General features: G+C 71.0%; 18 protein-coding genes and 1 pseudogene. 10 read left to right on the forward strand and 9 right to left on the reverse strand.

Translation table 11 applies throughout. The features are described from left to right. Positions 1-162: 162 nt before the first annotated feature. Positions 163-1,107, forward strand: coding sequence for a bifunctional riboflavin kinase/FAD synthetase (locus tag QF030_RS30020; RefSeq protein ID WP_307165698.1), 945 nt, complete (start codon positions 163-165; stop codon positions 1,105-1,107). Between the two features lie 78 nt (positions 1,108-1,185). Here the strand turns inward: QF030_RS30020 and QF030_RS30025 are convergent, their stop codons facing one another. The 4 genes and pseudogenes from QF030_RS30025 to eccE form a co-directional block, all read right to left on the reverse strand. Next, positions 1,186-4,098: an AAA family ATPase gene (locus QF030_RS30025; RefSeq protein ID WP_444875801.1), complete on the reverse strand. Its 2,913-nt coding sequence runs from the start codon at positions 4,096-4,098 to the stop codon at positions 1,186-1,188. 612 nt (positions 4,099-4,710) lie between these two features. Beyond that, a pseudogene (locus QF030_RS40780) lies at positions 4,711-4,839 on the reverse strand (SCO5717 family growth-regulating ATPase); the annotation flags it as partial. A 321-nt stretch (positions 4,840-5,160) separates the two neighbouring features. After that, a complete protein-coding gene (locus tag QF030_RS30030; protein WP_373428828.1) occupies positions 5,161-5,937 on the reverse strand; it encodes a hypothetical protein in 777 nt (258 codons plus the stop codon). Continuing rightward, positions 5,934-7,238: a type VII secretion protein EccE gene (gene eccE, locus QF030_RS30035; protein WP_373428925.1), complete on the reverse strand. Its 1,305-nt coding sequence runs from the start codon at positions 7,236-7,238 to the stop codon at positions 5,934-5,936. Before eccE ends, QF030_RS30030 begins: the two co-directional genes overlap by 4 nt. Before the next feature lie 223 nt (positions 7,239-7,461). Here eccE and eccB point away from each other — a divergent pair, with 223 nt between their 5' ends. From eccB to QF030_RS30070, 7 genes are all read left to right on the forward strand, one after another. Beyond that, a complete protein-coding gene (gene eccB, locus QF030_RS30040) occupies positions 7,462-8,988 on the forward strand; it encodes a type VII secretion protein EccB (protein ID WP_307165701.1) in 1,527 nt (508 codons plus the stop codon). A gap of 125 nt (positions 8,989-9,113) precedes the next feature. Further along, positions 9,114-10,349: a type VII secretion-associated serine protease mycosin gene (gene mycP, locus QF030_RS30045; protein ID WP_307167740.1), complete on the forward strand. Its 1,236-nt coding sequence runs from the start codon at positions 9,114-9,116 to the stop codon at positions 10,347-10,349. 366 nt (positions 10,350-10,715) lie between these two features. After that, a complete protein-coding gene (locus tag QF030_RS30050; protein WP_307165702.1) occupies positions 10,716-11,150 on the forward strand; it encodes a hypothetical protein in 435 nt (144 codons plus the stop codon). Continuing rightward, positions 11,150-12,859, forward strand: a complete 1,710-nt coding sequence (locus tag QF030_RS30055; RefSeq protein ID WP_307165703.1) for a hypothetical protein — start codon at positions 11,150-11,152, stop codon at positions 12,857-12,859. The genes QF030_RS30050 and QF030_RS30055 overlap by 1 nt, the downstream gene beginning before the upstream one ends. 124 nt (positions 12,860-12,983) lie before the next feature. Continuing rightward, positions 12,984-14,168 carry a S8 family serine peptidase gene (locus tag QF030_RS30060; RefSeq protein ID WP_307165704.1) on the forward strand — a complete coding sequence of 395 codons (1,185 nt, stop codon included), beginning with the start codon at positions 12,984-12,986 and terminating at the stop codon, positions 14,166-14,168. A gap of 46 nt (positions 14,169-14,214) precedes the next feature. Continuing rightward, on the forward strand, positions 14,215-14,553 hold the full coding sequence (locus tag QF030_RS30065) for a WXG100 family type VII secretion target (RefSeq protein ID WP_307165705.1): 339 nt from the start codon (positions 14,215-14,217) through the stop codon (positions 14,551-14,553). Positions 14,554-14,603: 50 nt separating this feature from the next. Beyond that, positions 14,604-14,909, forward strand: a complete 306-nt coding sequence (locus tag QF030_RS30070; RefSeq protein ID WP_307165706.1) for a WXG100 family type VII secretion target — start codon at positions 14,604-14,606, stop codon at positions 14,907-14,909. A 316-nt stretch (positions 14,910-15,225) separates the two neighbouring features. Here the strand turns inward: QF030_RS30070 and QF030_RS30075 are convergent, their stop codons facing one another. The 4 genes from QF030_RS30075 to eccCa all read right to left on the reverse strand — a co-directional run bounded on the left by QF030_RS30075 (position 15,226) and on the right by eccCa (position 22,841). Beyond that, positions 15,226-15,627: a hypothetical protein gene (locus QF030_RS30075; protein ID WP_307165707.1), complete on the reverse strand. Its 402-nt coding sequence runs from the start codon at positions 15,625-15,627 to the stop codon at positions 15,226-15,228. A 215-nt stretch (positions 15,628-15,842) separates the two neighbouring features. Next, positions 15,843-18,107, reverse strand: a complete 2,265-nt coding sequence (locus QF030_RS30080; RefSeq protein WP_307165708.1) for a DUF6571 family protein — start codon at positions 18,105-18,107, stop codon at positions 15,843-15,845. After that, complete coding sequence (locus QF030_RS30085; RefSeq protein WP_307165709.1) at positions 18,107-18,625, reverse strand: hypothetical protein; 519 nt, start codon at positions 18,623-18,625, stop codon at positions 18,107-18,109. The genes QF030_RS30080 and QF030_RS30085 overlap by 1 nt, the downstream gene beginning before the upstream one ends. 250 nt (positions 18,626-18,875) lie before the next feature. Continuing rightward, positions 18,876-22,841, reverse strand: coding sequence for a type VII secretion protein EccCa (gene eccCa, locus QF030_RS30090; protein ID WP_307165710.1), 3,966 nt, complete (start codon positions 22,839-22,841; stop codon positions 18,876-18,878). A 257-nt stretch (positions 22,842-23,098) separates the two neighbouring features. Here eccCa and eccD point away from each other — a divergent pair, with 257 nt between their 5' ends. Next, a complete protein-coding gene (eccD, locus tag QF030_RS30095; RefSeq protein ID WP_307165711.1) occupies positions 23,099-24,610 on the forward strand; it encodes a type VII secretion integral membrane protein EccD in 1,512 nt (503 codons plus the stop codon). A 149-nt stretch (positions 24,611-24,759) separates the two neighbouring features. Here eccD and QF030_RS30100 read toward each other — a convergent pair whose 3' ends face one another. Continuing rightward, positions 24,760-25,056, reverse strand: coding sequence for a DUF397 domain-containing protein (locus QF030_RS30100; protein WP_307165712.1), 297 nt, complete (start codon positions 25,054-25,056; stop codon positions 24,760-24,762). A 370-nt stretch (positions 25,057-25,426) separates the two neighbouring features. Here QF030_RS30100 and rpsO point away from each other — a divergent pair, with 370 nt between their 5' ends. Beyond that, the gene (gene rpsO, locus QF030_RS30105) at positions 25,427-25,714 is read left to right on the forward strand and encodes a 30S ribosomal protein S15 (protein WP_020128575.1); all 288 of its coding nucleotides are present in this window, start codon (positions 25,427-25,429) and stop codon (positions 25,712-25,714) included. The last annotated feature ends 75 nt before the right edge of the window (positions 25,715-25,789 follow it).

Genomic DNA, 25,789 nt, shown 5'->3' on the forward strand with positions numbered 1-25,789 from the left:
GCCGGCGCGGCTCGTGCCACGTGGCCCGTCTCACGTGGCCGGTCTCACGTGGGTCGGGTCACAGCCCCCATGCCGATGCGGGCCGGAAGCACCCGGCATGGCACCCTTAGTCCTGCGTAACAGGCAATGTAGATACGGACACGGGTTCGAGGAGCGGTCACAGTGCAGCGCTGGCGTGGCTTGGCGGACATCCCCGAGGACTGGGGACGCAGCGTCGTCACCATCGGTTCCTACGACGGGGTCCACCGCGGACACCAGCTGATCATCCGGCACGCCGTGGACCGCGCCCGTGAACTGGGCGTTCCCGCCGTCGTCGTCACCTTCGACCCGCACCCCAGCGAGGTCGTCCGGCCGGGCAGCCACCCGCCGCTGCTCGCCCCGCACCACCGCCGCGCCGAGCTGATGGCCGAGCTGGGTGTGGACGCGCTGCTGATCCTGCCCTTCACCACGGAGTTCTCGAAGCTGTCCCCGGCGGACTTCGTGGTCAAGGTCCTGGTGGACAAGCTGCACGCCAAGGCGGTCGTCGAGGGCCCCAACTTCCGCTTCGGCCACAAGGCGGCGGGCAACGTCGAGTTCCTCGCCGAGCAGGGCAAGGTCTACGACTTCGACGTCGAGGTCGTCGACCTGGTGCTGTGCGGTGAGGCGGGCGGCGGGCAGCCGTTCTCCTCGACACTGACCCGGCGGCTGGTCGCCGAGGGCGATGTCGCGGGCGCCGGGGAGATCCTCGGCCGCCCGCACCGGGTGGAGGGGGTCGTGGTGCGCGGGGCGCAGCGGGGACGGGAACTCGGCTTCCCGACCGCCAACGTCGAGACCCTGCCCCACACCGCGATCCCGGCGGACGGCGTCTACGCGGGCTGGCTGCACGTGAACGGCGAGGCGATGCCGGCCGCGATCTCCGTCGGCACCAACCCGCAGTTCGACGGCACCGAGCGCACGGTGGAGGCGTACGCCATCGACCGTGTCGGCCTCGATCTGTACGGCCTGCACGTGGCCGTCGACTTCCTCGCCTTCGTGCGCGGCCAGGCGAAGTTCGAGTCGCTGGACGGGCTGCTGGAGCAGATGGCCGAGGACGTGAAGCGCTGCAAGGAGCTGGTGGCGGCGCGGTAGCCGTCCCGCCCCGGTTCGGCCGGGGAAACGCCGAAGGGCGGCCGGTGTCCCAGGACACCGGCCGCCCTTCGGCGTTTCTCACCGCTGCGGAGGCTGCCCTGGCTGAGGGGCCTGGGGAGCCTGGGGGTGCTGCGGGTAGCCATAACCGGCCGGGGGATGTCCCGGGTGCTGCTGCTGTTGCGGCGGCTGCGGCTGGGCGTACGGATCCTGCCCCGGCTGGGGCTGCTGCTGCGGATACGGCTGTCCCGGCTGCGGGGGCTGCGGATACGGCTGTCCCTCGGGCTGTCCCTGCTGCGGGTACGGCTGCCCGGGGCCGGGCTGGGGGGCCTGCGGGTACGGCTGGCCCGCCTGCGGCGGATAGGGCTGACCGGGCATCGGCTGGCCCGGCATCTGCTGGCCCGGCATCGGCGGGGCGGCCACCGGCGGCGGGTTGCCGTCGCTGGTCCACAGGCCCTGGCGCTGCTGGTGGCGGATGAAGTCCTCCGCGACCATCGCCGTGAGGTTGAAGTACGCCTCCCGGACCTTCGGCCGCATCATGTCGAGGTCGACCTCGGCGCCCGCGGCCAGATGCTCGTCGAACGGCACGACGACGACACCGCGGCAGCGGGTCTCGAAGTGCGACACGATGTCGTCGACCTTGATCATCTTGCCGGTCTCGCGCACCCCGGAGATGACGGTGATGGACCGTGAGACCAGCTCGGCGTAGCCGTGCGCGGACAGCCAGTCCAGCGTCGTGCTGGCGCTGCTCGCACCGTCCACGGACGGGGTGGAGATGATGATGAGTTGGTCGGCGAGGTCGAGCACCCCGCGCATGGCGCTGTAGAGCAGGCCGGTGCCCGAGTCGGTGAGGATGATCGGGTACTGGTTGCCGAGCACGTCGATCGCGCGCCGGTAGTCCTCGTCGTTGAACGTCGTGGACACGGCCGGGTCGACGTCGTTGGCGATGATCTCCAGGCCGGACGGCGCCTGGGAGGTGAACCGCCGGATGTCCATGTACGAGTTGAGGTACGGGATCGCCTGGACGAGGTCACGGATCGTCGCCCCGGTCTCGCGCCGCACCCGTCGGCCGAGCGTGCCGGCGTCCGGGTTGGCGTCGATCGCGAGGATCTTGTCCTGGCGTTCGGTGGCGAGGGTGGAGCCGAGCGCGGTGGTGGTCGTGGTCTTGCCCACGCCGCCCTTGAGGCTGATGACGGCGATGCGGTAGCAGGACAGCACCGGCGTGCGGATCAACTCCAGCTTGCGCTGCCGCTCGGCCTCCTCCTTCTTGCCGCCGAGTTTGAAGCGGGAGGAGGCGGCGGCGGGCCGCCCGCTCTTCGCCTTCTGCCTCTTGTTGTTGAGCAGCCGGTCGGAGGACAGCTCGACGGCGGCCGTGTAACCCAGCGGCACGGCGCCGGGGTTGACCGGCTGCCGCTGGTCGTGCTGGATCGGCTGCGGCCAGGCGGCCCCGGCGCGGGGGTCGACGGGCGGCTGGGTCTGCTGGGGCGGCTGCGGGCCCTGCGAGGGGTCGGGGACGGCCGCGTGCGGGGCATGTGAGGCGGGCGGTGCCTGAGCGGCATGCGGCGGCTGGGGCTGGGGCTGGGGCTGGGGCGGCTGCCCGGGGAAGCCCTGCGGGGTTGCTTGCGGGAACCCTTGGGAGACCGCCGGCGACGGCTGGCCGTCCGCCTGCTGCGGCGCGCCCGGCTGCGGGAAGCCGGGATGCGCTGGGTGAGGCTGCGGGGCCTGCGGGGCCTGCGGGGATTGGGGTGCCGGGGGCTGGGGGAAGCCGTAGCCGCCGGGGGCGGCAGGTGCGTCGGTGGGCTGGGGGAAGCCGTAGCCGGCGGGCGGCTGAGGAGCCGAAGGGGCCGGTTGCGGCGCAGGGTTCGGCGCTGCGGGTCCCGTGTTCTGCTGGGGGAAGCCGTAGCCGCCCGCGGCGGGCGGTGCGTCCGAGGGGTGGGGGAAGCCGTAACCGGCGGGTGCGGGTGCGGGGGCGTCGGCAGGCGGCTGGGGTGCCGGAGGGGCCGGTTGCGACTGAGGCGCGGGGGCCGGATCGGCGCCGGGGTGCGGGAAGCCGTAACCCGGCTGCGGAGCGGCAGGCTGCTGGGCGGGAGGCTGCTGGGCTGCGGAGGCGGATGCGCCGGCGTGCGGGAAGCCGTAACCCGGCTGCGGAGCGGCAGGCTGCTGGGCTGCGGGGGCGGGTGCGGGGGGCTGCGGGAAGCCGTAGCCCGGCTGCGGTGCGACCGGCGCCGGCTCGGGGGCAGGCGGGTTCCAGCCGACCGGCGCGGGCGGGACCGCCTGCGGCTGGAGGGGCGGCTGACCGGGCGGCTGCTGTGCGGGCACGGCACCGGGCGCGGGCGCCACGGCATCGGCGGGCTGCGGCTGTGCAGGCCACTGGGCCGCCGGTGCGGGGGCCGCGGGCTGGTACGACGGCGGCAGCGGGGGCAGTTCGCCCTGCGGGACCGGCGGAGGGGTCCAGGCGGGCTGCGCCGCGGGAACAGCGTCCTGGGGCACGTTGCCCTGCGGCGCCGCGGGACCCGTGGGGACGGCGTCCGAGGGCTCCTCGACGGCGGGGTCGTTCTGCGGGGCGGCACCCTCGTCGACGGCAGCGCCGTCGGGTGCCGGGCCGGTCACCGCGTCGGCGTCCTGCACCGCCGACTCGTCGTCCACGGCAGCGGGGGAGACGGCTTCCCCGCCCGGTGCGGTGCCGCCGTCGGCCGAACCGCCGGTCAGGACTTCGGCGTCGGCGTGGGCGTCGGCGTGGGCGTCGGCGTGGGCGTCGGCACCGGCAACGGCGTGGGCGTCGGCATCGGCGGCGGCGGTCGTACCCACGCTGCCGTCCGTGACGCCCTCATCGGCGGGTGCGTGCGGCGCATCCGCGTCCTCCGAAGGCGCGGAACCGGCCGAGGTGGAATGCGCGGCCTCGGGCTCCGGCTCCGCGGGCGTCCCGGGCTCGGGCTGTACCGCGGCGGCGTGCTCCGCGATCTCCCGCTTGAGGGCGGCCGCGGAGAAGCGCATGGTCGCACCGCTCTCCAGGTCCCCGTTTCCGGAACCGCTCTCCTCGTCACCTGCCGAAGCCCTCGGGGCTCCCCACTGCGCCGCGGCCTGCTGCTGGTGAGGCTGCGGCTGCGGTTCGAACCCGCTGCCCGCCGGAAGGCCCGGCACGGCTCCCGACCCCGCGCCGGGAGGCACGGCGGGAGCCGCCGGGGCGGGCGGAGCGGGTGGCGTCGCAGGCACCGGAGGCGCCACCGGAGGCGCCACCGGAGCGACCGGCACGCCCGGCGCGGCCAAGGGGAAGGCCCCGTCCGGCGCGGGCGGCGCGGGCGGGGTGAACGGAGTTTCCGGCGCAGGCGCTGCCGGGGCTGCGGCGGGGGTGAACGGGACCTCCGATCCGGGGGGTGCGGCCGAGGTGAACGCAGACTCCGGCGCAGGCGGCGCCGGGGGTGCGGCCGCCGTGAACGGGGCCTCCAGCGCGGGCGGTGCGTCCGCCGCGGGCGGAGCGACCGGTACTCCGGGCGCACTCGTCGCCCCCGCGCCGGCTGCCGCGCCTGCCCCCGCTCCGGGTGTCACTCCCGGTGCCGGCCCGGCTGACGCCCCGGGTGCCGGGCTCGAACCGCCGCCCGTGTTCTGCGTGTACCAAGCCGGCGGCGCGTAGTCGATGGTGAACTCGCCCGTCGCCTCGACGGAGGACTCCGCGTCGGGCTGGTCATCGCCGGGTGTGGCCCAGCCCCCGCGGATCCCGTCCCGATCGCTGCTCACAATTCCTCCTGGTGTGGTCGAGCACCCTCATGCCGTGCCGGGGCGACCGTTCGCTTGTCGTCCTTGAATGGTTCGAGGCCGTCTGACGTCGTCCGATGCGGCTTTCCCCCGGGAGACGCCGACGTCCACCCCATGGTTTCCGGTATCGCGCCCCGTACCAGCCTAATCATCAGACGGCCCACCTCGGCAGGCCCGCCCACCCTCAGCACCAGTCCACCACGTCACGCACCCCCCGAAAGGGCCGCATACGCGCCTCAGATCACTCGCCGAAACGGTCATACCCCCCGAAGTGCCGCACAGGTGAAGGGAGAAGCCGCAGCGTCAGTCCATCCGTCTCGGTGTGCCCAGCAACCCGATCTCCGCATCCGTGGGTTGCGTCATCACGTACTGCCGGTCGCGGTCGGCGCACCACAGGGTGAACCCGTCGGCGAGCGTGGGCAGCGCCTCCACGTCCCTGAGGGGCAGCGACAACGCGCGGCCCAGTTCCGCGGCCTCGTCCGGCGAGATCCGCTGGACGCCGACGAGCCGGGCCTGCCGGACCAGCCGCGGGGCGACCGGACTGAGATACGGCAGCAGCGTCAGCACGGACTGCCAGGGCCCGGAGGTGACCCGGCCGCGCGGCGGGCGCATACCGCAGTCCCGCACCACCAGCACCGGCGTGCCCGCCGAAGCGCCCTGGGCGGGCACCCGGCCGACCTCGTACACGGCAAGCCCGTTCTGCCCGCCGCCCATCGCGTGCACCATCTGCACCCAGGCCTGCGGCCGGCCCGTCTCCACGGCGACCCGGGCCCCGGTCGCCGCCGTCCTGAGCGCGAGGACCTGCGCGGTCCACAGCCCGCCGATCAGGACGACGTCGTACGGCGTGGGCCGGTTGATCCCCAGGACGGCGGGCCGGCCCTCGGCGCCTACGCCGATGACGACACCGTCGTCCCCGATGGGCAGGGCGAGCGCGGCCAGTTGGTCCGCGGACACCGAGTGACGTCCGTGCCGAGGCCCCCTCAGACCGAACCCGCTGCGCGGCCGGCGCCGTCCGGTCCGGCCGGCGGACGGCTCCGGTTCGCCGGAAGCGCCGGCTCCCTGGGTCGTCGTCGCCGTCACCTGGCACCTCCGAGCGGCAGCGTCGCGAGCATGCCGGGCACCTGCTCCCGGTCGAGACGGGCGAGCCCGGCGCCGGTGTGCCGGGCCGCGCCCTGCACCGCCCGCCGGGCCGCCACGAGTTCCTCGTCACTGCGCCCCGTCACCCGCACGTGCCCGGACAGCGACACCTCCTGCCGGTCACCGCGCGCGAGGGTGACGCTGAACGTGGTGGCGAGCGCGGGGACGGCCGTGACCAGGGCGACGAACTGCGGGAGCGACGGGCCGTCGCCGCCCAGCGCGGGCCACCGGCGCAACCAGTACGTGGTGTGACGGCGGTTGTCGCAGCGCCAGCTCCGGCTGGTCTCCTCGGTCCGCCGCTCCACCGTCCCCGTCCGCCCGGCCTCGGCCGTCACCAGCGGGTTGGCGCAGGCGGACGTGGCGAAGGCGGCCGTCAGCTCCTCCTCGTCGAGGACGGTCGCCCGGAACCCGGCGCCGGTCAGCCGGCTCGCGAGATGATCGACCGCCCGCACGACGCATTTCTGCGCGCCGACGGCGCCGCCGCCGCGGACGGCGACGGCCTCCGGACAGAGCTCCGGATCCAGCTTCAGGGCGATCCAGGTGATGCGTACCGCCGGCGCTCCGGTCTGTTCCTGCAAGGGGGCGTAGTTGGCCACCGCCACGGACTGCGGGGGCAGGTGCAGGGCGGGCGCGGGCTGGGTGTGCAGCACGATCTGTGCGGACTCCAGCCGGATCCCGTCCACTTCGAGGGCGTCCCGCACCAGGGCGAGCGGCAGCGGCCGGCGGCCGCGCTCGGCCCGCATGGCGGTCGTGTCCGCCTCCACCTGGAGGACGGCGGTGACGAACGTGCCGTCCCCGACGATCCCCACGGGGCGCCGGTCACGGCCGCCGTAGGCGTACGTCCGCAGCCCGGGGTCGCATTCCACGGCGGGCCCGAACCCCGGCTCCGTCCCGGGAGGCATCTCCAGCTTCGCCGCCGACCGTCGACGGGTCTTCAGCTCCCGTGCCGTGGCCAGCCACTGCGGAAGCGAGCGGCCGCGACGGCGGACGAAGGCGAGGGCCACCAGCAGGGCGGCGACCACCGCCGCCACGACGAGCACCACGGGACCGCTCACCCAGCCGACGAGCAGGACGGCGGCCGCGATCTCCAGCAGGACGAGGCGTTGCAACCGGAACGTCCCGCCCTGCCCCGCGCGCGTCCTGAGATGCGGTGTGCCCGGCGCCGATGGCCGTTCGGACCGCTCGGGCGGCCGCGGACCGGTCGCCGAGGGACCCCGCGTCCGCGCTCGGCCGCCGGAGCGCACGCCCGTTCCCGAAACCCTCACTCCGTCCCCCCGTTCCGCTCACGACCCGCCCGTGTCCCAGCGCCGCACAGGGCACTCGACGGCCCGGGAACCCTACCCGCTCCTCGAGTCCGCACGGTTACCGGGCATAGTAGGTGGCCGCTCCGACATCGGAGACGGGGAGTCGGCCAACCGCCCTGCGCGCCACGCGGATCGGCCGGAAATCGGGGAGAGACGGGCACAGATGGCATCTCGGCGGGATCAGCTCAACGCCTACACCTTCGCGAAGCGCCGGATGCTCGCGGCCTTCCTCCAGTCGTCGCCCGACGGCTCGGAGGAAGGGGCGCCGCGGCCGTTGCGCTCGATCCTGCCCGGAATCGTCGTCGGGGTGCTCGTGATGGCCGTCTTCGGCGCGTGGGGCATGTTCCGCCCCACCGCGCCCAAGGGCTGGGACGCGCCCAACGCCAAGGTGATCGTCGCGAGCAAGTCGACCACCCGCTATGTGGTGCTGCGGACCGGCGAGGAGGTCCAGCTGCACCCGGTCCTCAACATGGCCTCGGCCAAACTGCTGCTCGAGGAGGGGCAGGGCGACGTGGTGACCGTCTCCGAGTCCGTCCTCGACAGCGGCAAGATCCCGCACGGCGTCACCGTCGGCATCCCGTACGCCCCCGACCGGCTGCCCTCGGCGTCCGAGGCGGGCAAGGCGAAGCGCTGGGCGGTCTGCGAGCGGCCGAGCGCGGGGGGCGGCGACTCGGTCCAGAAGGCGGCGCTGGTCCTCGCGGCCCGCGAGAAGGACGCGACCGAGGGCGCGGGCCGACTGCGCGGCGGCCAACTGCTCTATGTGGCGGACCCGGACGGCAGGCGGTACGTGGTGGACGCGGGCGGCACGGCGTACCCGGTGGGCAACAGCGACGAGTTGCTGCTGCGCGCGGTGGTCGGTTCCGGCCGGGAGCCCCAGCGGGTGTCCGCGGAGTGGCTGGCGACCCTGCACCAGGGCGACCCGATCGCCTTCCCCGACATCCCCGGGCAGCCGGGTGAGGCGGCCGGCGCGCCGGGCCAGCTGGACACGTCGGCCGACCGGGTCGGCATGGTGCTCAAGGCGTTCGACAACAACACCGAGCAGTACTACGTGGTGCTGAGCGGCCGCGTCGCTCCCGTGTCCGCCTTCGTCGCCCAGCTGCTGCTGTTCAGCAAGGAACTGGCGCCCCTCGGCCAGGCCGGGCACGCCCGCGAGCTGAGCCCCGGCGCGATCGTGCCGGGCAAGGCGTTCGGCACCGAGCACCGCTGGCCCACCGGGGACCCCGAGCCGGTCAACGAGGCGTCGGGGGCCGCGGGGAGCCGCAGCACGATCTGCAACGTCCTGCGGGGCGTGCACTCCGGCTCGGGCGCCACGACCCTGAGCACCTGGGCGGGCACGGACTTCCCCGCCAAGCTGCCCACCGGCTCCTCCAGCGCCTATGTGACGCCCGGCTCCGGCCAGCTCTACCGCCAGTTCCAGGGCGAGGCGACGGGTACCGGCCCGGTCTTCCTCGTCACGGACACGGGCCTGCGCTACGTCCTCCAGTCCAACGGTGACAGCGCGACGGACGACGCGGGCATCGGCACCACCGCCGAGCAGCGCGAGAAGCAGCGGCAGGAGGCCAAGCAGGCCCAGACCCTGCTGGGCTACAAGGACGTCGACCCGGCGCCGATCCCCGCCGCCTGGTCGGAGTTCCTGCCCACCGGCCCCCGCCTGTCGACGGCGGCGGCCCGCCAGCCACAGGGCTCGTGAGAAGGAGGACGACGGTGCAGCGGACGCCGACGACGCGTCGCACGGCCCAGGTGCCCCGCACGGCCCAGGTGCCCCGCACGACCCAGTCACGGCGCACGGCCCAGACCCGGCGCACGGCCCCGCTCCTGCGCGCCGCCTTGTCCGCGACGGCGACCCTCCTCACCACGGCCACGGTTCTCGCGCCCCCCGCGTCGGCGGCGGACAAGCTGCCCTACTCGGACCAGTGCACGTTTCCCAACGGCGAGTACCCGGGCCGCCCCTGGGCCCTCCAGAGGGTCCTCCTGGACGAACTGTGGAGCCGCTCCAAGGGCAAGGGCGTCCGCGTGGCCGTCATCGACACGGGCGTGGACGTGAAGAACCCGCAGCTCACCGACGCGGTGGACGCGAAGGCCGGCCGCAACCTCCTCCCCAAGAACCTCAAGGACGACGACGGGGACCCGATCGAGCGCGGCGCCGAGAACGGCACCACGGACACCGTGGGGCACGGCACCAAGGTCGCCGGCATCATCGCGGCCCGCCCCCTCGACGGCACCGGCTTCGTGGGACTGGCCCCCGAGGCCACCGTCATCCCGATCCAGCAGAACGACGCGGAGGGCCACGGCGACACCAAGTCCCTGGCCGCGGCGATCCGTTACGCCGTACAGGCCGGGGCAGGAGTCATCAACATCTCCCAGGACACGTCCCACGCGGTCCGGCCGACCTCCGACCTGGAGCTGGCCGTCGACGAGGCCCTGGACCGCGACGTCGTGGTCGTGGCGTCGGCGGGCAACGACGGCCTGGGCGGCAACGTCAAGGAGACCTACCCCGCGTCCTACCAGGGGGTCCTCGCGGTCGCCGCGTCGGACCGCAACAACGAACGCGCCTCCTTCTCCCAGTCCGGCGACTTCGTGGGCGTGGCCGCCCCGGGCGTCGACATCGTCTCCACGGTCCCCCAGGGCGGTCACTGCTCCGACAACGGCACGAGCTTCTCGGCGCCGTACGTCGCGGGCGTGGCGGCACTGCTCAAGGCGCGGCACCCGGACTGGACCGCGCGCGAGATCGTCGCCCAGATCGAGCAGACCGCGGAGCGCACCATCGCGGGCCACGACCGACTCGTCGGCTGGGGCGTCGTCGACCCGGTCCGCGCCCTGACGGAGGACGACCGCCCCATCGAGTCCCCGAGCCCCAGGAACGGCCTGGGCGGCGCCGAGGCCCCGAGCCCCGCCGAGTTCCACACCGGCGAGACCCCCGACGAACGCAACACCCGCCTCGCCACGTACGCAGTCGTGGCGGTGGCGGTCCTGGTCGCGGGCCTCGGCGGCACGGCGGTGGCGATCCGGGACGCACGGCGACGGGGGCGGAGGGTCGCGGGAGCGGAGTAGCGGGAGTCGGGCACCTCGCGACCACGACAGCCGCGCTCCGGGCCGGGCCGCCGCACGACGTGGCCCGGCCCTCCTCGCGGCACTCGTCATGCCGGGCTTCGCCGCATACCTCGTCGGCTGGCTGACCGCCCGGCTCACTGCCGCGAGTGCCGAACGAAGTCGGGGCGCGCCGCTGGACGCAGGAGAAAACACCCCGAACGTGAAGAATGGGCGGTCTGCGCTTCATTGGTGGCAGGGTTGTTGCATAAGGCAGTTGGGGCTGTCAGAGGGAGTCATTACAGTGGTTGCGTTGCGGTCATGAACACTTGAAAGGCGTGGGCGGTTCCCGTCCGGGACGGGCGGCGGAAAACGGGGAGAGTGGTTGGCGTGATTCCTGCGGACATGGGCGGGGGCCCCACAGACGTACGGCGCGGCTATATGGCGCTCTCGGCGTTCAAGAAGCGGGTGGACGACCTGCTCACGGCGTTCGAGAAATCCGCCGGCGGCTCGGCGAAGGTGGCGGACCACAGCCTTGCGGAGCACACCTTCGGCGCGGGGAACTTCCCGGAGGCAAAGACGCTCCACCTCCAGTACGAGCGCGTCCACGAACGCATCACGAGCCTCTCCAAGTCGCTGGGCCTCCAGTTGGAGGCCATGCAGATCGCCGTGCACGGCGTGGACGTCACCTTCGACAACCTCGAGGACGACCTCCGGTACCGGTTCCACGAGATCCGCACCGAGGTCAACCGGGACCGTGAAGAGGCGCTGACCAAGCAGACCGAACGGACCAACGACGCCGATCACAGCGACGCGGGGTACTGATGAGCGGCGACAAGAAGAAGCCGGACCACTACCAGGCGGAACGCCAGGAAGCAGCCCAGCAGAACACCGGCGTGGACGACGCCGTGAACAAGGCTGTGGTGATCAGCCCCGGATCCCTCAGCAGCCCGGGCGGCTTCGGCAACACCAGCTTCGAGAGCTACGACCTCAATGCCATGATCGACATCGTCGAGTCGGCGAGCCCCGAGACCATGGAGAGCGCGGCCACGGCCCTCGTCGACGCCCGCGACGCCATCAACGACGCCGCCAACGAGCTCAGCCGCAACCTGGGTGACGTCGACTGGGAGGGCGAGGCCCACACCGCCTTCTACACCTGGGGCATGAACCTCACCACGACCGCCCTCGCGCTCGCCAGTTACACCGACGAGGTGGGCACCCAGGTCCTGGCGGCAAGCGCCGGCCTCGCCTCCGTACGCAAGTCGATGCCGCCGCGTGACAACCGGATCGTCCCCAAGAAGGTCGACGACATCCCGACACCTCAACGGGTCGACGGCAACGAGGAGTACACGGCAGCGGTCAAGGCCGAGAAGGACCGGCAGGAAGCCATCAACCAGATGTACCGGCTGGCGTCGTTCTACACGGTGTCGAGCGGGATGATGGAGCTGGCGGAGGAGCCGGTGTTTCCGGAGATGCCGGGGGTGGGGGTGCCGGAGCCGCCGCCGGGCTACGGGAAGTTCAAGGACCCGCCTGGTCAAGGGCAGCTTTCGTCTGCCAGCGATTCCGAAACCACGCGCCATCACTCTGTGGTGACCGGGGTGGAGCGACCTCGTGCCGAGGACTTGCCGTCATCCCACCAGAGCAGGGACGAGACGGTCAGGCTTCCCGAGCAGCACGTGGGCACGGAGATTGACAGCGTCGGTACGTTGCCGCCGCAGGACGCTGCCAAGCCGACGACTGTCACACCGTCCTCGACGGCAGGTCCCAGCGCAACGTCAGCGGGGACGGTTTCTCCGTTTGCCCCCACTGGCGTACCCCCCGTCTTGCGAGGGTCGGCCGGGCGTACTTCAGGAATCGGTGGCGTACCGGCAAACAGGCTTCCCACCTCGGCGCAGGGGCGCGTAGGTGGTGGTGTGCCGGGCGGCACCGCTGGCGGTCGTACGGGAACTGGCCCCATGGGGCAGGCGGGACGTGCCGCAGCAGCAGGGAAGGCGGGCGGTCGCACTACTGGTCCCGTGGGGCGAGGTGTGGTCGGCGGAGCGGCGAAGACGGGTGGGCAGGCGGCAGGACGTACTGGTGGTGTCCCGCGCGGTCCCGTCACAGGCATGGGCGCCGCGAATCCCGGACGCCCAGGAAGTGGGCGCACCGGCGCCGGACGCACAGGCGATGGCATTGTCGGCGGGAGGCCTGTCGCTGAGGGTGCGGCCGGCGGCAAAGTTTCCAGGTTGCCGCGCGGGACGGTTGTCGGTGGTGAGAGAGCGCCCGCGTCGCGGGCCGGAGGCGAGAAGCCCGGTCAGCGCGGTGTTATCGGGACGTCTGGCTCGACGACGGGCGCGGGAAAGGCCGCTCGACGTCCTGCTGGTAGCCCTGACGGTGTGGCCGGAAAGCCGAAGGGGCGAGTTTCCGGAAGTAAGAACAAGGGAAACACGACCGGCGGCCCGGGGGCGGCGCGTGGTTCTACACGCAATCAGGATGCCACCGAGGCACGCTCGAGCCGTGACAAACGGCGGGATGACGCGTCGGCGAGCGAGTGACGGAACAAGAGCGAGGACAGACGTAGGCATGGTGCCAGGGATCAGCCGACGCGGCAGGTGGAGCGCGTCCTTCGCGGTACGAAACGGCAGACGAGTTATCGCCGCCTGCTCATTGATCGGTACCTTGACCGTTCTGTCTGCAGGTCTGGTTCCGAGCGCATCAGCCGCTGATGTCCAGTCCCAGCAGTGGTACCTGTCGGCGATGAAGGCCGACGAGATGTGGAAGGTGAGTACCGGCAAGGGCGTCAAGGTGGCCGTCATCGATACCGGAGTCAACCCCAACACCCCCTCCTTGAAAGGGCAGGTGCTCGCCGGTGAGGTGCCGAGAGCCGTCGGCTACAAGGCGACTGAGGACTACGACGGTCACGGGACGAGCATGGCGGAACTCATCGCCGGTACCGGTGCCGGAGACGGTCTGAAAGGACTTGCACCGGGAGCAAAGATCGTTCCCTATCGGCTCGCGATGAAAGACATGAAGGACGGGAGCGAGAAGGAAAAGGCTCCTCAACTACCGGACGTGATCAGGGCGATCGCCGACAGTGATGTCAAAATCATCAGCATGTCCTTCGGTGAAGACGTCGAAAGGTCGGATGTTCTTGCGGCCGTCAAGTACGCAGAATCCAAGGGTAAATTGATGGTTTCTGCCACTGGTAATGACGCCCAGGAGAAGAATTTCATCGGGTACCCGGCGGCCTATCCCTATGTGGTCGGCGTTGCTGCCTCGGACAAGTCCGGAAGGGTTGGAAAATTTTCTGAACATGGCAACTACGTCGACCTGGCCTCCCCGGGGCTCGAAGTCCCCACCTGGTGTGACAACACGTTCCGTTCCTACTGCACGAGCCAAGGCACCAGCCAAGCCACCGCCATCGCCTCCGCTTCCGCAGCCCTAGTTTGGTCCGCCCACCCTGATTGGACCGCGAACCAGGTCCTCGCCAGCCTCATCGACACCGCAGGACGCGACTGGGCGAAGGACGACCCGAGCACGTACCTCGGCTACGGACTGATCCGCCCCCGAATGGTGCTCGAGCAAAGCAACTTCAACCCCGGACCGGCCGCCACCGACCCGCTCGCCAGGGAAAACGCGACGGGCGTCACGGACGAGGCGGGCACCTCGACCTCCGCGTCCGCATCCGCGTCGGCCCCGCCCCAGTCCCCGAAAGCCACGGCAGGCGGCCGGACCTCGGCGGCAGCATCAACCTCGGACACCTCCGACAACACCACGATGTGGATTGCGCTCGGTGTGGCGGCGGCCGTCCTGGCGATCGGGGGCGGAGCCTTCGTCGTGATCCGCTCACGGCGAGCCGCATGACCCACACATGACGACCACAGCTCACGAAGCGAAAGGGAGAGCCGAAATGGTCGACCGCAAGCTAAACGACGGCGATGTACAGAAGCTTCAGAAGGAAGTCATCGATCGCTACGACAACATCCGGGGCTCCCTCGCGAAGCTGCAGGGCACGATCGACATGATCGAGAGGGCGTGGACGGGCCAGGGTGCCAACGCCTTCAACACCAAGCAGACGGAGATCAACGGCCACATGGTCGGGATCGGCAAGATGCTCGACGACTTCCTCGAGGGCATCCACATGACCAAGACCGACAAGCAGAACCTCGAAGATCAAATCACCGCCGACATGAACAAGATCTCGGTCGAGGATCTCGGCGGGAAGACTTCGGCGCTCAACAGCTACTGATCATCACTCCGGCGAAGTCCGGCTGAAGTCTTCAGAGAAACGAGGGGAAAATGCCTTCCGGTGCACATTACGAGGAACTCGCCGTCACCTACGGCACCATGGACGCACTCGCCACCGAGCTCGGCGACCAGGCCAGGAAGCTCGAGGAGGACCTCGAGGCGCTGAGGCAGGCCGTGCTCAACGTGTCCTCGGGCTGGGGCGGCGAGGCGTTCCAGCAGTTCCAGAGCAAGAGCGAAGAGTGGAACAAGCACGCCCGCGGCATCCACGCGGCGCTGCTCCAGATCTCGCACCAGGTCCACGGCGCCGGCGGTGACTACCGCGGCGGCGACCTGAAGGGCGCGAGCTACTTCATGTAGCCGCGCGTAGGTCACAACGCCAGGGTGGGCACGCACGGGAGGTGCCCACCCTGTGCTGTAGCGTGTCGTTGAGGTCCTCAGCGATGGCCTGATTTCTCGTCTGTCCGTCCGCCCAGAACTGACCGCTTATGTCCTGGGCCTTGTCGACAGCGTGGCCTTCGGCGTCCTGGAACGACGATTCCAGAATGACGAGGGTCCTACCTGGACAGCGGTCCCGCTTCAGGCCGAGCACCGTCGCGGCGATGGGCGACGCTCCTCACTCGACGGACTCTTCGCTCTCGGTCGTGTGGCTGAGCGAGTTGGGCCGAGTCCGAGGTCAGCTACATTCACGCCCCTTCCGCACGTGCCCGGTGTATTCGGTGATGAGGCGCTTCATCGTGGACGAGTTCTCCCGACCGGAGGCGAAGACCTGAACAACGGTGAAGAGGGCTTGGTCCGGATGCGCTGAATTCGTGCATCCTTCGACCTTCCCGACCGCGCCGGTCCCCGAATAGAGAAACTCGTCGCCGGTGATCACGTCTCCCTTGTCGACCTGAGCATGCACGGCGGCGACGTCGACTACGTTTCCTGTCTTGTCCCACCACAATCGGCCTGCCACCAGGGCGAGTTCACCGTCGACGCTCACGTTACAGCGCTGGGTTCCGCCGTTGGGTGTGGTCTGCCGGGTGGAAACCCTTTCTCCGGGCGGCAGGAACGGTGCCAGAAGGTCGGCGTCCACGGACACCCCGCACAGGGACTGCGGAAGGGGGTACTTCCTCTCCTCGTCGCCTGAGCATGCGGACAAGGCGGTAGCGACAGCGAGCGATGCCGTCAGGATGGCAAGGCGTCGAAGTGTCGTGGGGAGCGGGAGGGGTGCGTACTTCAAGGTCAGGGACCTCTCTGGACGGGTGGATCCTTGTGCGGGCATGCGGCGGATTCGGCTGGGGCCCCGCATCAGACGTCCGTCTTGAGATCGGGAGCCATGGCAATGACGTTCGTCCCCGAGTCCTTGAACCCGCGCTCTGCACCGACGCGGGCCCATTCTCCGACGTCCGTGAGATCAGCCCTGCTGCGGTTCGTCGCCGCGGTCTCCGCCGCCTTCTCGGTGTAGCCGTTGTTGCTGTCGAGGCCGCTCTCCCAGTACTGACCCATGAGAGGGCCGGCATTGCCCTTGGCCTTTCCTTCCGCGTCCTTGAAGAGCTCTTCCAGAATCACGCTGGTCGCGGTGCCTGCGACACCACCGGCTGCCGCACCCCCGACCGGGCTGACGATGAAGGTTGTTCCGACACCGGTGACGGTGCCGACCGTCCCGGAGATCACGTTCTTCCACTGGGCCACGGAGTGCTCGTAGGCCTTGTCCTTTTCTTCGCCCTCCTGGGCGACGACTTCCGCGCGGCCTTGAGCAAGCGTTCCCGATACTTCGCCCGATCCGCTCGCGATCTGTTCGACGACGAATTGGGGATCGTTGGAATAGCGCTCGTTCGCCGGGAGACGGGGGTCGAGGTGGTACTCCATCAGATTGCCCATATAGGCCTTCTGGCCCACTTCCACGGCGGCGTATCCCTCGGGGTTCTGTCCGACGGTGAACAGGAACCGGGTCACGTCACGGTGTTCGAGCGTCGCCTCGGCGCCGGCGATCGGGAAGAGCCGGTCCGTGTCACCGTCGGAGTCGTCGGTCATGGCCCGGTTGATGTCCGGAAGGTATTCCGAGGCGATCTGACCGATGCTGTCGCCCATATAGCCGTTGTCGGTGATGCGTGACGGCTGTTCAGAGACGGACGACACCAGGCTCTGCATCAGCTTCACCTGCTCCGTGTTGTGCGGAGGGGTGTCCGACGTCGGCATCTCCCCCGCCGGATGCCCTGTGGTGGCTGCCTCCAGCGCAGCGGCCAGGTAGTTCCGACCAGCGATGCTGTCCTCGCCTTCGTCGTCCTGGTCCATCGGCCAGTCGCGCTCCTCGAAGAGGTAGTCGAAGTTGGTCAGCGTCTCCCGCTTGCCCTTGTCGTTCTTGAAGTCGTGATCCTCGTCCTTGGTGACGAAGGTGTCGTTGAAGAACTCCGTGGCCGCGTCCGGACTGTTGGAGAGGGCCTTGAGGTAGCCGGTCATCGGGTCCCAGCCGGAGTCTGTGCCGGTGCGATTGAGGAGTGGGTCCATGCCCGTCCGCTGCCAAGCGCCGTGCCGGCCGTTGCCCGTGAACTGCTTCTCCGTCTCGATCAACTTGTCGCCGTAGTCGACGAGGAATCGGTCGTCGAAGTCACCCCATCGCATGAGGTTCGTCATGACCTGTCCGCCGAGGGGGAAGCCACCGTTGCGACCGACCGGCTTGTCGACCAGGTCGATCATCGTGGACTTCCACTGGGTCATACCGGTGTTGTCGCTCTGTGACGCGGTCGCGAGCGTGAGGCTCAGGTTCTTCTGGAGGTCGTCGTACTGGTCGACCCGCTGCTGTCCGATCTTCCACGCGCTGTGCGGGTCGTTGATGCCCGTCCAGAAGTCGAGGGTCCCCTGCGGTCCCAGGCGCGTGGCGAAGCGCTCCGCGAACAGCGGGTCGTCGGCGTTCTCCTTCAGCCCCCTGTTGAGCCGGTCGAACTCCGCGACCGACAGATCCTCGGGCTTCTGCTTCGCCAGGTCCGCCAGTTCCTCGGCGTCCTTGAGTGCCTTGGCCGCGGAGTCCCGGTCGGCGTAGTCGACGTCCGAGAAGCCGAGTCTGCTCTGGTCGGCGATGGCCATGAGGACGGTGTTGGCCGAGTTGTCGCTCGTGGTGGCCTGTTCCAAGATGTTCTGGATCTCGTCCCGCAGCGCGGTGATCTCGCCCTTGTTGTCCTGGTCCTGTTGGGCACGGCCCTCTGGCGGGACGTTCGTCGTGACCGTGAACCCGCCCTCGTAGCCGATGACCGTGAGGTTCTTCAGGCGGCCTCGCTCGATGGCGTCGCGGAGTTGCCCCTTGTACGTCTTCAGCTCGTCCCGGGTGTCCTGGAGGATCTTGTGGATGGACGAGGCCTGGCTGTGCGCGTCCGTGAACTCCCCAGCGGTCTTGCCGATGAACTCCTTGGAGACGGTGGCGTTGTATCCCGCCCAGCTCGCCTTGTTCGCGGCGCCGCGAAGGCCCTTCTCGGCCGCGTCCATCAAGGTCTCCAGATCACCGACCATCGTCGACCAGTCTTCGACCGCGTCGTCCAACAGGCTGAGGTCGGCGTTGCGAAGGGCGTCGAGGTCCATCACTCCTTGCCCTTTTCGTCGTCCTTCTCGCCGTACACCGGGTTGTGCTTGCCCGGTCTGCCGACTCGTTCGTCGAAGCCCGCGTCCAGCACGTCGATGCTGCTCATCTGACGGCGGATGTAGTGGTCGTCGCCGGCGTGCAGCTTCTTGGTGACGGTCATGTGGTTCGAGATGTGCGCGCACGCGTCCCTGAGGGAACCCAACTGCTCGTCCCAGCGCAGCGCCACATGCTGGAGGGCACTGCCCAGGGCGAAACCGTCCTTGGTGAGGGCGCCGGCGGCGCTCTCGCTGCTGGGCACCGCCCTGCGGCCCTTGTCCCAGAGGTCGTTGTACAGCTTGAAGGCGTTGGTACCTATCCTTGCCAGGTCGCCCTGATTTGCCCTCAGTTCGCCGTACTGACCAGGATCCGGCGCGGGGCGTACCGGGCCGCTCCCTGGATCCAGCTGGTTCAGCTGCATGTGGGGCGCGGCACTCGAGGCCGCGTCCGCCTTGAGCTGCTCCCACTCCTCCCACGCCATGCGTGAGCCCCTTCCCCGTGTCCCCGTGTCCCCGTGAATCTCGCCTGCCGGACAGGAAGCCCGTCCGTCCGACGGGACAGTTCTGTCGAGCCTTCAACAGGCCAGATGCATCAACCCGTTTCAAGTGAGTTCACGGATCTCACCCTACTTTTCCCGATTCACCGCCGTACGACTTGACGGCGGCGCAGCGAGGCCGTCGATTCCAGCGCCCCGCAAGTCCTTTCGGAAGGACGGTGGCTACCGCCGCTCATCACGTCTCCTCCGGCACCCACCCCACCTGCACCAACGGCTTTCCGCGGCGCCGTGAGACGAAGATCCCCCGCCCTGCGGGCATCGGCCGTGGCCGCACCCCGCCGAGGAGGTCCCCCTCCCCGGGGTCGCCCGCCAACACCACGCCCTGCGCGCCGAGTTCCTTGATCCGCTGCATGAAGGCCTCGTACGACGCCCGCCCCGCGCCCGCCGTCGACCGCGCGATGATGAACCGCACCCCCACGTCGCGGGCGAACGGCAGGAGTTCCGTCAGGCCCGCCAGCGGATTGCCGCTCGACGTCGCGACGAGGTCGTAGTCGTCGATGACGACGAACACCGTCGGTCCGCGCCACCAACTGCGGTCGCGCAGTTGCCGTGCCGTCACCTCGGCCGTCGGCGTCCGGCGCTTCATCAGGTCGGCCAGCGCGGCCATGTGGTGGTCCATGGCGTTGGACATCGGGATGTACTCGGCCAGGTGCGACTCCGGCGTCACGCCCAGCAGGGAACGCCGGTTGTCGACCACGAACAGCTTGCACTCGTCGCCCGGGTAGCGCTGGGTCAGCTGCCTGATCAGCAGCCGCAGCAGGTTGGACTTGCCGGACTCGCTCTCGCCGAAGACGAGGAGGAACGGATCCTGCTCGAAGTCGACGTAGACCGGCTCGAGACGGTCCTCGTCGAGGGCGAAGGCGACCCCGCGGCGCGGGAACCGGTCGCCCGGCGGCAGCGACCCGGCCGGGAACTCCCGTGGCAGCAGCCGCACTTCCGGCGCGGGCGCCGCCTGCCACTGCCGGGCGACCTCCGCGGTCAGCGCCTGGGTGGCGTCGGCGAGGCCGGTGTCGGAGGCGAGGCCGTCGATCCGCGGCACCGCCGCCATGAAGTGCAGCTTCTGCGGCGACTGGCCACGGCCCGGCACGCCCGCCGGGATGTTCGCGGCGACCTTGCGGTCGATCTCGGAGTCCATCGTGTCGCCGAGCCGCAGCTCCAGGCGGTTCATCAGCTGGTCCTTGAGGGCGGCCCTGACCTCCATCGACCGTGAGGCCGTCAGCACCAGGTGAACGCCGTAGCCGAGCCCACGCGCCGCGATGTCGAGGATCACCTGGTCCATCGCCTCGTACTCGGAGCGGAAGTTCCCCCACCCGTCGATGACCAGGAACACGTCCCCCCACGGCTGGTCCGTGACCGAGATGTCCCCGCGGGCCCTCCTGGCCCGGAACTCCGCGATCGACGGGATGCCGGCCGAGCGGAAGTACTCCTCTCGGCGGGTCAGCACGCCGTACACCTCGGCCACCGTGCGCCGGACCCGCTCCGGGTCGAGCCGGGAGGCGATCCCGCCCACGTGCGGCAGCCCGGCCACCGACGCCATCGCGCCGCCGCCGAAGTCGAGGCCGTAGAACTGGACCTCGTGCGGTGTGTGGGTGAGGGCGAAGGAGCAGATCAGCGAGCGCAGCAGGGTCGACTTGCCGGACTGCGGGCCGCCGACGATCTGCATGTGGCCCGCGGCACCGGAGAAGTCCACCCAGAGGGAGTCCCGGCGCTGCTCGAACGGCTTGTCCACCAGACCCACCGGCACGACCAGCCGGCCCGCGCCCTCATAACCCGGCTGGGTGAGGCCGCGGCCCGGCACCGCCGTGAGCCCCGGCAGCAGCGCGTCCAGTGACGGCGGGCTGTCCAGGGGCGGCAGCCACACCTGGTGCGCCGCCGGGCCCTGTGCCTCCAGCCGGCGCACGATCACGTCGAGCACCGTGTCCGCCAGCGCGTCGTCGACCTCCGCGTCACCGGACGGGCGGGCCGGTGGCACGGTCGCGTACCGCACCGGCACCTCCGCGGAGGTGAACAGCACCGGCCGCCGGTCGACCGGCAGCGGGCCGCCCCCCGGCGCCGTCCGCTGAGCGCCCGAGCGGTGGACCCCGGACACGTACGCCGCCTTGAACCGCACCATCTCGTCCGTGCCGAACTTCAGGAAACCGGAACCCGGCACGTTCGGCAGCGAGTACGCGTCGGGCACGCCGAGCGCCGCCCGCGACTCGGCCGCCGAGAAGGTGCGCAGACCGACGCGGTACGACAGATAGGTCTCCAGGCCGCGCAGCCGGCCCTCCTCCAGGCGCTGCGAGGCCAGTAGCAGGTGCACCCCGAGCGAGCGGCCGATCCGGCCGATCTGCACGAACATCTCGATGAAGTCCGGCTTCGCCGTCAGCAGCTCGCTGAACTCGTCGATCACCAGGACCAGGGAGGGGATCGGCTGAAGAGCGGCCCCCGCGGCCCGCGCCTTCTCGTAGTCGTGGATGTTGGCGTAGTTGCCCGCGTCCCGCAGCAGCTCCTGACGGCGGTTGAGCTCACCGCGGATGGAGTCGCCCATCCGGTCGACCAGCGTCAGGTCGTCCGCCAGGTTGGTGATCACGGCCGCCACGTGCGGCATCTGCGCCATGCCGGCGAAGGTCGCGCCGCCCTTGAAGTCGGCGAGGACGAAGTTCAGCGTCTCCGAGGAGTGCGTGACCGCCAGACCCAGCACCAGCGTGCGCAGCAGCTCGGACTTGCCGGAGCCGGTGGCGCCCACGCACAGCCCGTGCGGACCCATGCCCTCCTGCGCCGCCTCCTTGAGGTCCAGCATCACCGGACGGCCGTCCTCGCCCACCCCGATCGGCACCCGCAGCCGCTCCGCCAGCGAACGCGGCCGCCAGGTGCGCCGCGTGTCCACGGACGCAGCGTCACCGAGGTTCAGCAGGTCGGTGAACTCCAGGTTGGCCAGCAGCGGCTCGTCGTCGTCCCCGCCGGAGGCCATCCGCAACGGGGCGAGCTGCCGGGCGAGCGCCTCGGCGGACTCCGGGGAGAGCGCGTCGGGCGTCCCCTCGTAGACGGCGCCGTGTTCCGATTCCAGCCGCAGCACCCCGGGCTGTACGACGATGTCGAGCTCGCCACCGGCTCCCGTCGGCTCACCGGGGACGAGTTCGAGGACCGTCACGCCCTGGAGGCCCTCGGCGTTGGCCAGCACCGAGTCAGGGGGGAGGGAGACCCCGTCGAGGACGACGACGACGTGCGGCTCGTCGGGCAGCGGCGTCGCGTGCGGATGGAACCGCGGGCGACCCGTCAGCCGGGCCCCGAGGAGGTTCTCCAGCTCGCGGGTGTCGGCGCCGATCAGCCTGCGGCTGCCCGCCCCGTCCACGGCCCCGGCCGCCTGGACGTGCGGCAGCCACTTCGCCCACTCCCAGTGCGGCAGTTCCTCCCGGCCCGCCGCGAAAACGAGAACCAGGTCCTCGGACGAGTGCAGCGCGGCCAGCGAACCGGCCAGGGCACGGGCGCAGGAGCGCACCGACCGCGGCTCACCGCTGACCGTGACGTGGTAGAAGGCGCGCAGGGAGACGGCCATCGGCAGGTCGTCGAGGCTGTCGTGGACGGCCAGGAAGCGCTGGAGCGCGCCCGCGGTCAGCGGCTCCAGCTGCTGCACCGGGCCGGTCTCGGGGGCGATCAGCGGGGTGGCGAGGGCTTGGGCGCCGAGGCCGACGCGGACCTGGGCGAAGTCCTCGTCGCCCGGCCGCCGTTCCCACACCCGGCTGCCCTCGGCGACCAGCGCCCACAGCTGCTCCGGGGAGGGGTGCAGGTAGTACTGCGCGTCCCGCTGCGCCCGCGCGGTGTCGAGCGCGGTACGCCGGGTCTGCGCCAGATAGCTCAGGTAGTCGCGACGCAGATCCGCCAACTGCCCCTGCGACCCCCGCCGGAAACGCACGACCATCGCGATCGACATGGCCACGGTCGAGGCGATCATGACCATGCCCATGATGCGCATGAACGGCTGCCCGCTCGTGAAGAAGAAGACCACCGAGCCGCCCATGCCGAGCGTCGGCAGCAGTTGCATCAGCACGCTCTCCTGATGGCCCCGAGGCAGCTCCGGCGGAGGCTGCAGGACGACCTCACCGGTGGGCACCTCGGACGGCCAAGCCCGTGGCTGGCGCTTCACGACGATGTGGCTCACTGCTCACCGATCCCCTTGCGAGGCCCCGAATCCCCTGGCGCGACCCCCGAAGACTTCGTCCGCCGCCCCGTGCCGGACGGACGCAGGCCGCCGCGTGATCCTACTGACTGCCGGTACGACCAAGGGGCGGTAGGGTGCCGGATGTTCGCGTGAGCACACCCGCGGGACGCGCCACGCACCGTCCGGCGCGGAACCTTCACACCGCCGGCAGACGCCGAACACGCCGACGCGGAACCATCACTGAGGGGGAGCAGCAGGTGAGTATCGCGGCCTCCGCGGCAGCCACCGGAGAAGGGCGCGGCACCGGAGCCGCTCCCGCGGCGGGGACGGCTCTCGGCTTCTGCCGGGTCACCATCGTCGCCCCCGACAGCCGGATCGACGTGGCGCTGCCCGACGACGTGCCCGTCGCCGACATCCACCCGGAGATCCTCAGGCTCTCCCGGCAGAGCCCCGCCGAGGGCGCCCCGGTCGGCTACCACCTCGTCCGCCGGGACGGCACCGTCCTCGACAGTTCCCGTTCGTTCGCCGCCCAGCACATCCTCGACGGCGAGCTCCTCACGCTGCGCCCCTTCTCCGAGTCGCTGCCGCCCGCCGTCTTCGACGACGTCTCGGAGGCGGTCGCCTCGGCCGTGACGCGCGAGCACACCCTGTGGAGCGGCGAGCTGACCCGCGCCGCGGGCCTCGTCGGCGGAGGGGTCCTGCCGGCCCTGCTCGCCTTCGTGGCCTGGTCGGGCGACCCGCGCCACGACATGCACGGCCTGCCCGGCGTCCTCGCCGCGGTCGTCGGCGTCCTGCTGGTCGCCCTCGCCTGTGTCCGGGCCCGTGTCTACGACGACCGGGGCTCCGCCGTCGCCCTGGGGCTCGGCGCGCTGCCCAACGTGGGCGTGGCGGGCTCCGGACTCCTGCCGCTCGCCGACGGACAGGGCATCGGCAGGCTCCAGTTCCTGCTGGCCTGCGCCGCGGTGCTGCTCGCCGCGGTGCTCCTCACCCTCTGTTCCCCGCGCGGGGACGGCCCCTTCGTCGCCTTCCTGGCCGCATCCGGCGCCGCCCTGGCCGCCGTGTTCGCTGCCCTCCTCACCCACTGGACACCGGCGGAGACCGCCGCGCTGTGCGCTCCCGTCGGCGTGGGCGCGCTGGCCTTCCTGCCCGGTCTGTCCATGCGCTTCGCGCGGCTGCCGATCGGCTTCGACGCCCCGGATGCCGCGCCGCGCAGCGCGTACGGCGCCGATCCCGCCCCGCGGGAGCCGGTCGACGCCGAGCGGATCGCCGCCCAGGCCCGCCGCGGACACGAACTCCTGGTCGGCCTGGTGGGCGGCTGTGCGGTGATCACGGTGGGCGCCTGCGCGGTTCTCGGGTTCTCCGACGACGTCTGGGCCCGGCTCCTCGCCCTGGCGGCGGGCATCGCCCTGCTGATGCGCGCCCAGCTGTTCCGCTACAGCGCCCAGGTCGCCCCCGTGCTGGCCGCGGGCCTCGGTTCCCTCGTCCTGCTCGGCCTCGGCCTGGCACTGAACCCGCCGCACGCGGTGATCCGCGACGCGCTGGCGGGCGACCGGAGCGATCTGGACATCCGTACCGTCTGGCTCGTCGCGGCGATCGCGGCGGCCTCCGCGATCGTGACCGCGATCGGCCTGATCAGCTCGCGGGGCGGCCTCACACCGTTCTGGGGCCGTTTCATGGAGCTGGCCGAAGGCTTCGTCCTGCTGACACTGGTCCCGCTGGCCCTGGCCGTCTTCGACGTGTACGCGGCGGCCCGGTCGATGACGGGCTGACCCGCCGCCGGCCGCGCCGGAAGGCCCGGCGCCCGCTCCGGTCCCCGGTCCGTCCACACCGCCTCGGGGTGCGGTCGGGCCCACCGCCGCATCAGGTGCGGACGAGCGGCGGCCGGCACGGACCGGCCGCCGCTCGTCCGCCGGCCCGGCTACCGGGCGGCGGACTCCCCGTCGTGCCGCGCCGGCTCCAGATCGAACTCGCCGTCCCGCGCGCCCAGCACGAAGGCCCGCCACTCCGCCTCCGTGTAGCGCAGCACCGTCTCCGGGTCGAGGGACGACCGCATCGCGACCGCCCCCTCCGGCAGGTGGGCGATCTCGACGCGCTCCTCGTGCTCCTCCGTGCCGGGGGCGCACTCCCACTCGACGCCGGAGATGTCCAGCGCGTACAGCTCGTCCCGCTCCCGCTCCTTGCGAGCTTTGACGTCCTCGTCCTCGGCATCGGCCATGTCGGCTCCGACCCTTTCCCCTGGGTTCACACTGTTCCAACAAGCTGTGGCGTTACCCTACTTGCCGGCGTTCCCCCAGCTCAGAGGTTCTTCCTTTACGTTCCGGACCGGCGCCGTCGCCCGTACACTGCCCCCGCGCGCAAGGGCACGGGCCGACCGCCCGCCGCGAGGTCCCGGGCGGTCCCGACGCGACAGCCTGCTACCCTGGCTTTCGGCCGTTTGTGTACGCACCCCCGGAAACACCCTCAGGGAGTCCCTGAAGGTTCTGGAGGCCGCGCTCAGCGGATCCCCGCCATCCGAGTAACGGAAGCTCCCCCGAGACCAAGACCGGGGGCACTCGATGGCCACTCAAAGACTACGAGGAGTACGCGTGCCGCTCGATGCCGCTACGAAGAAGCAGCTCATCACGGAGTTCGGCCAGAAGGAGGGCGACACCGGCTCCCCCGAGGTCCAGGTCGCCATGCTGTCCCGCCGGATCTCGGACCTGACCGAGCACCTCAAGACGCACAAGCACGACCACCACTCCCGTCGTGGTCTGCTGATCCTGGTCGGTCAGCGTCGCCGCCTTCTCCAGTACCTGGCCAAGAAGGACATCCAGCGCTTCCGTGCGCTGGTCGACCGCCTCGGCATCCGTCGCGGTGCGGCGGGCGCCAAGTAGCACGCCGTGAGGGGAGCGGTTCCCGAAAGATCGGGACCGCTCCCTTTGCTGTACTCACCGGTGGGTACCGGTGAC

The sequence above is a fragment of the Streptomyces rishiriensis genome, from assembly GCF_030815485.1.
GTDB lineage: Bacteria > Actinomycetota > Actinomycetes > Streptomycetales > Streptomycetaceae > Streptomyces > Streptomyces rishiriensis_A.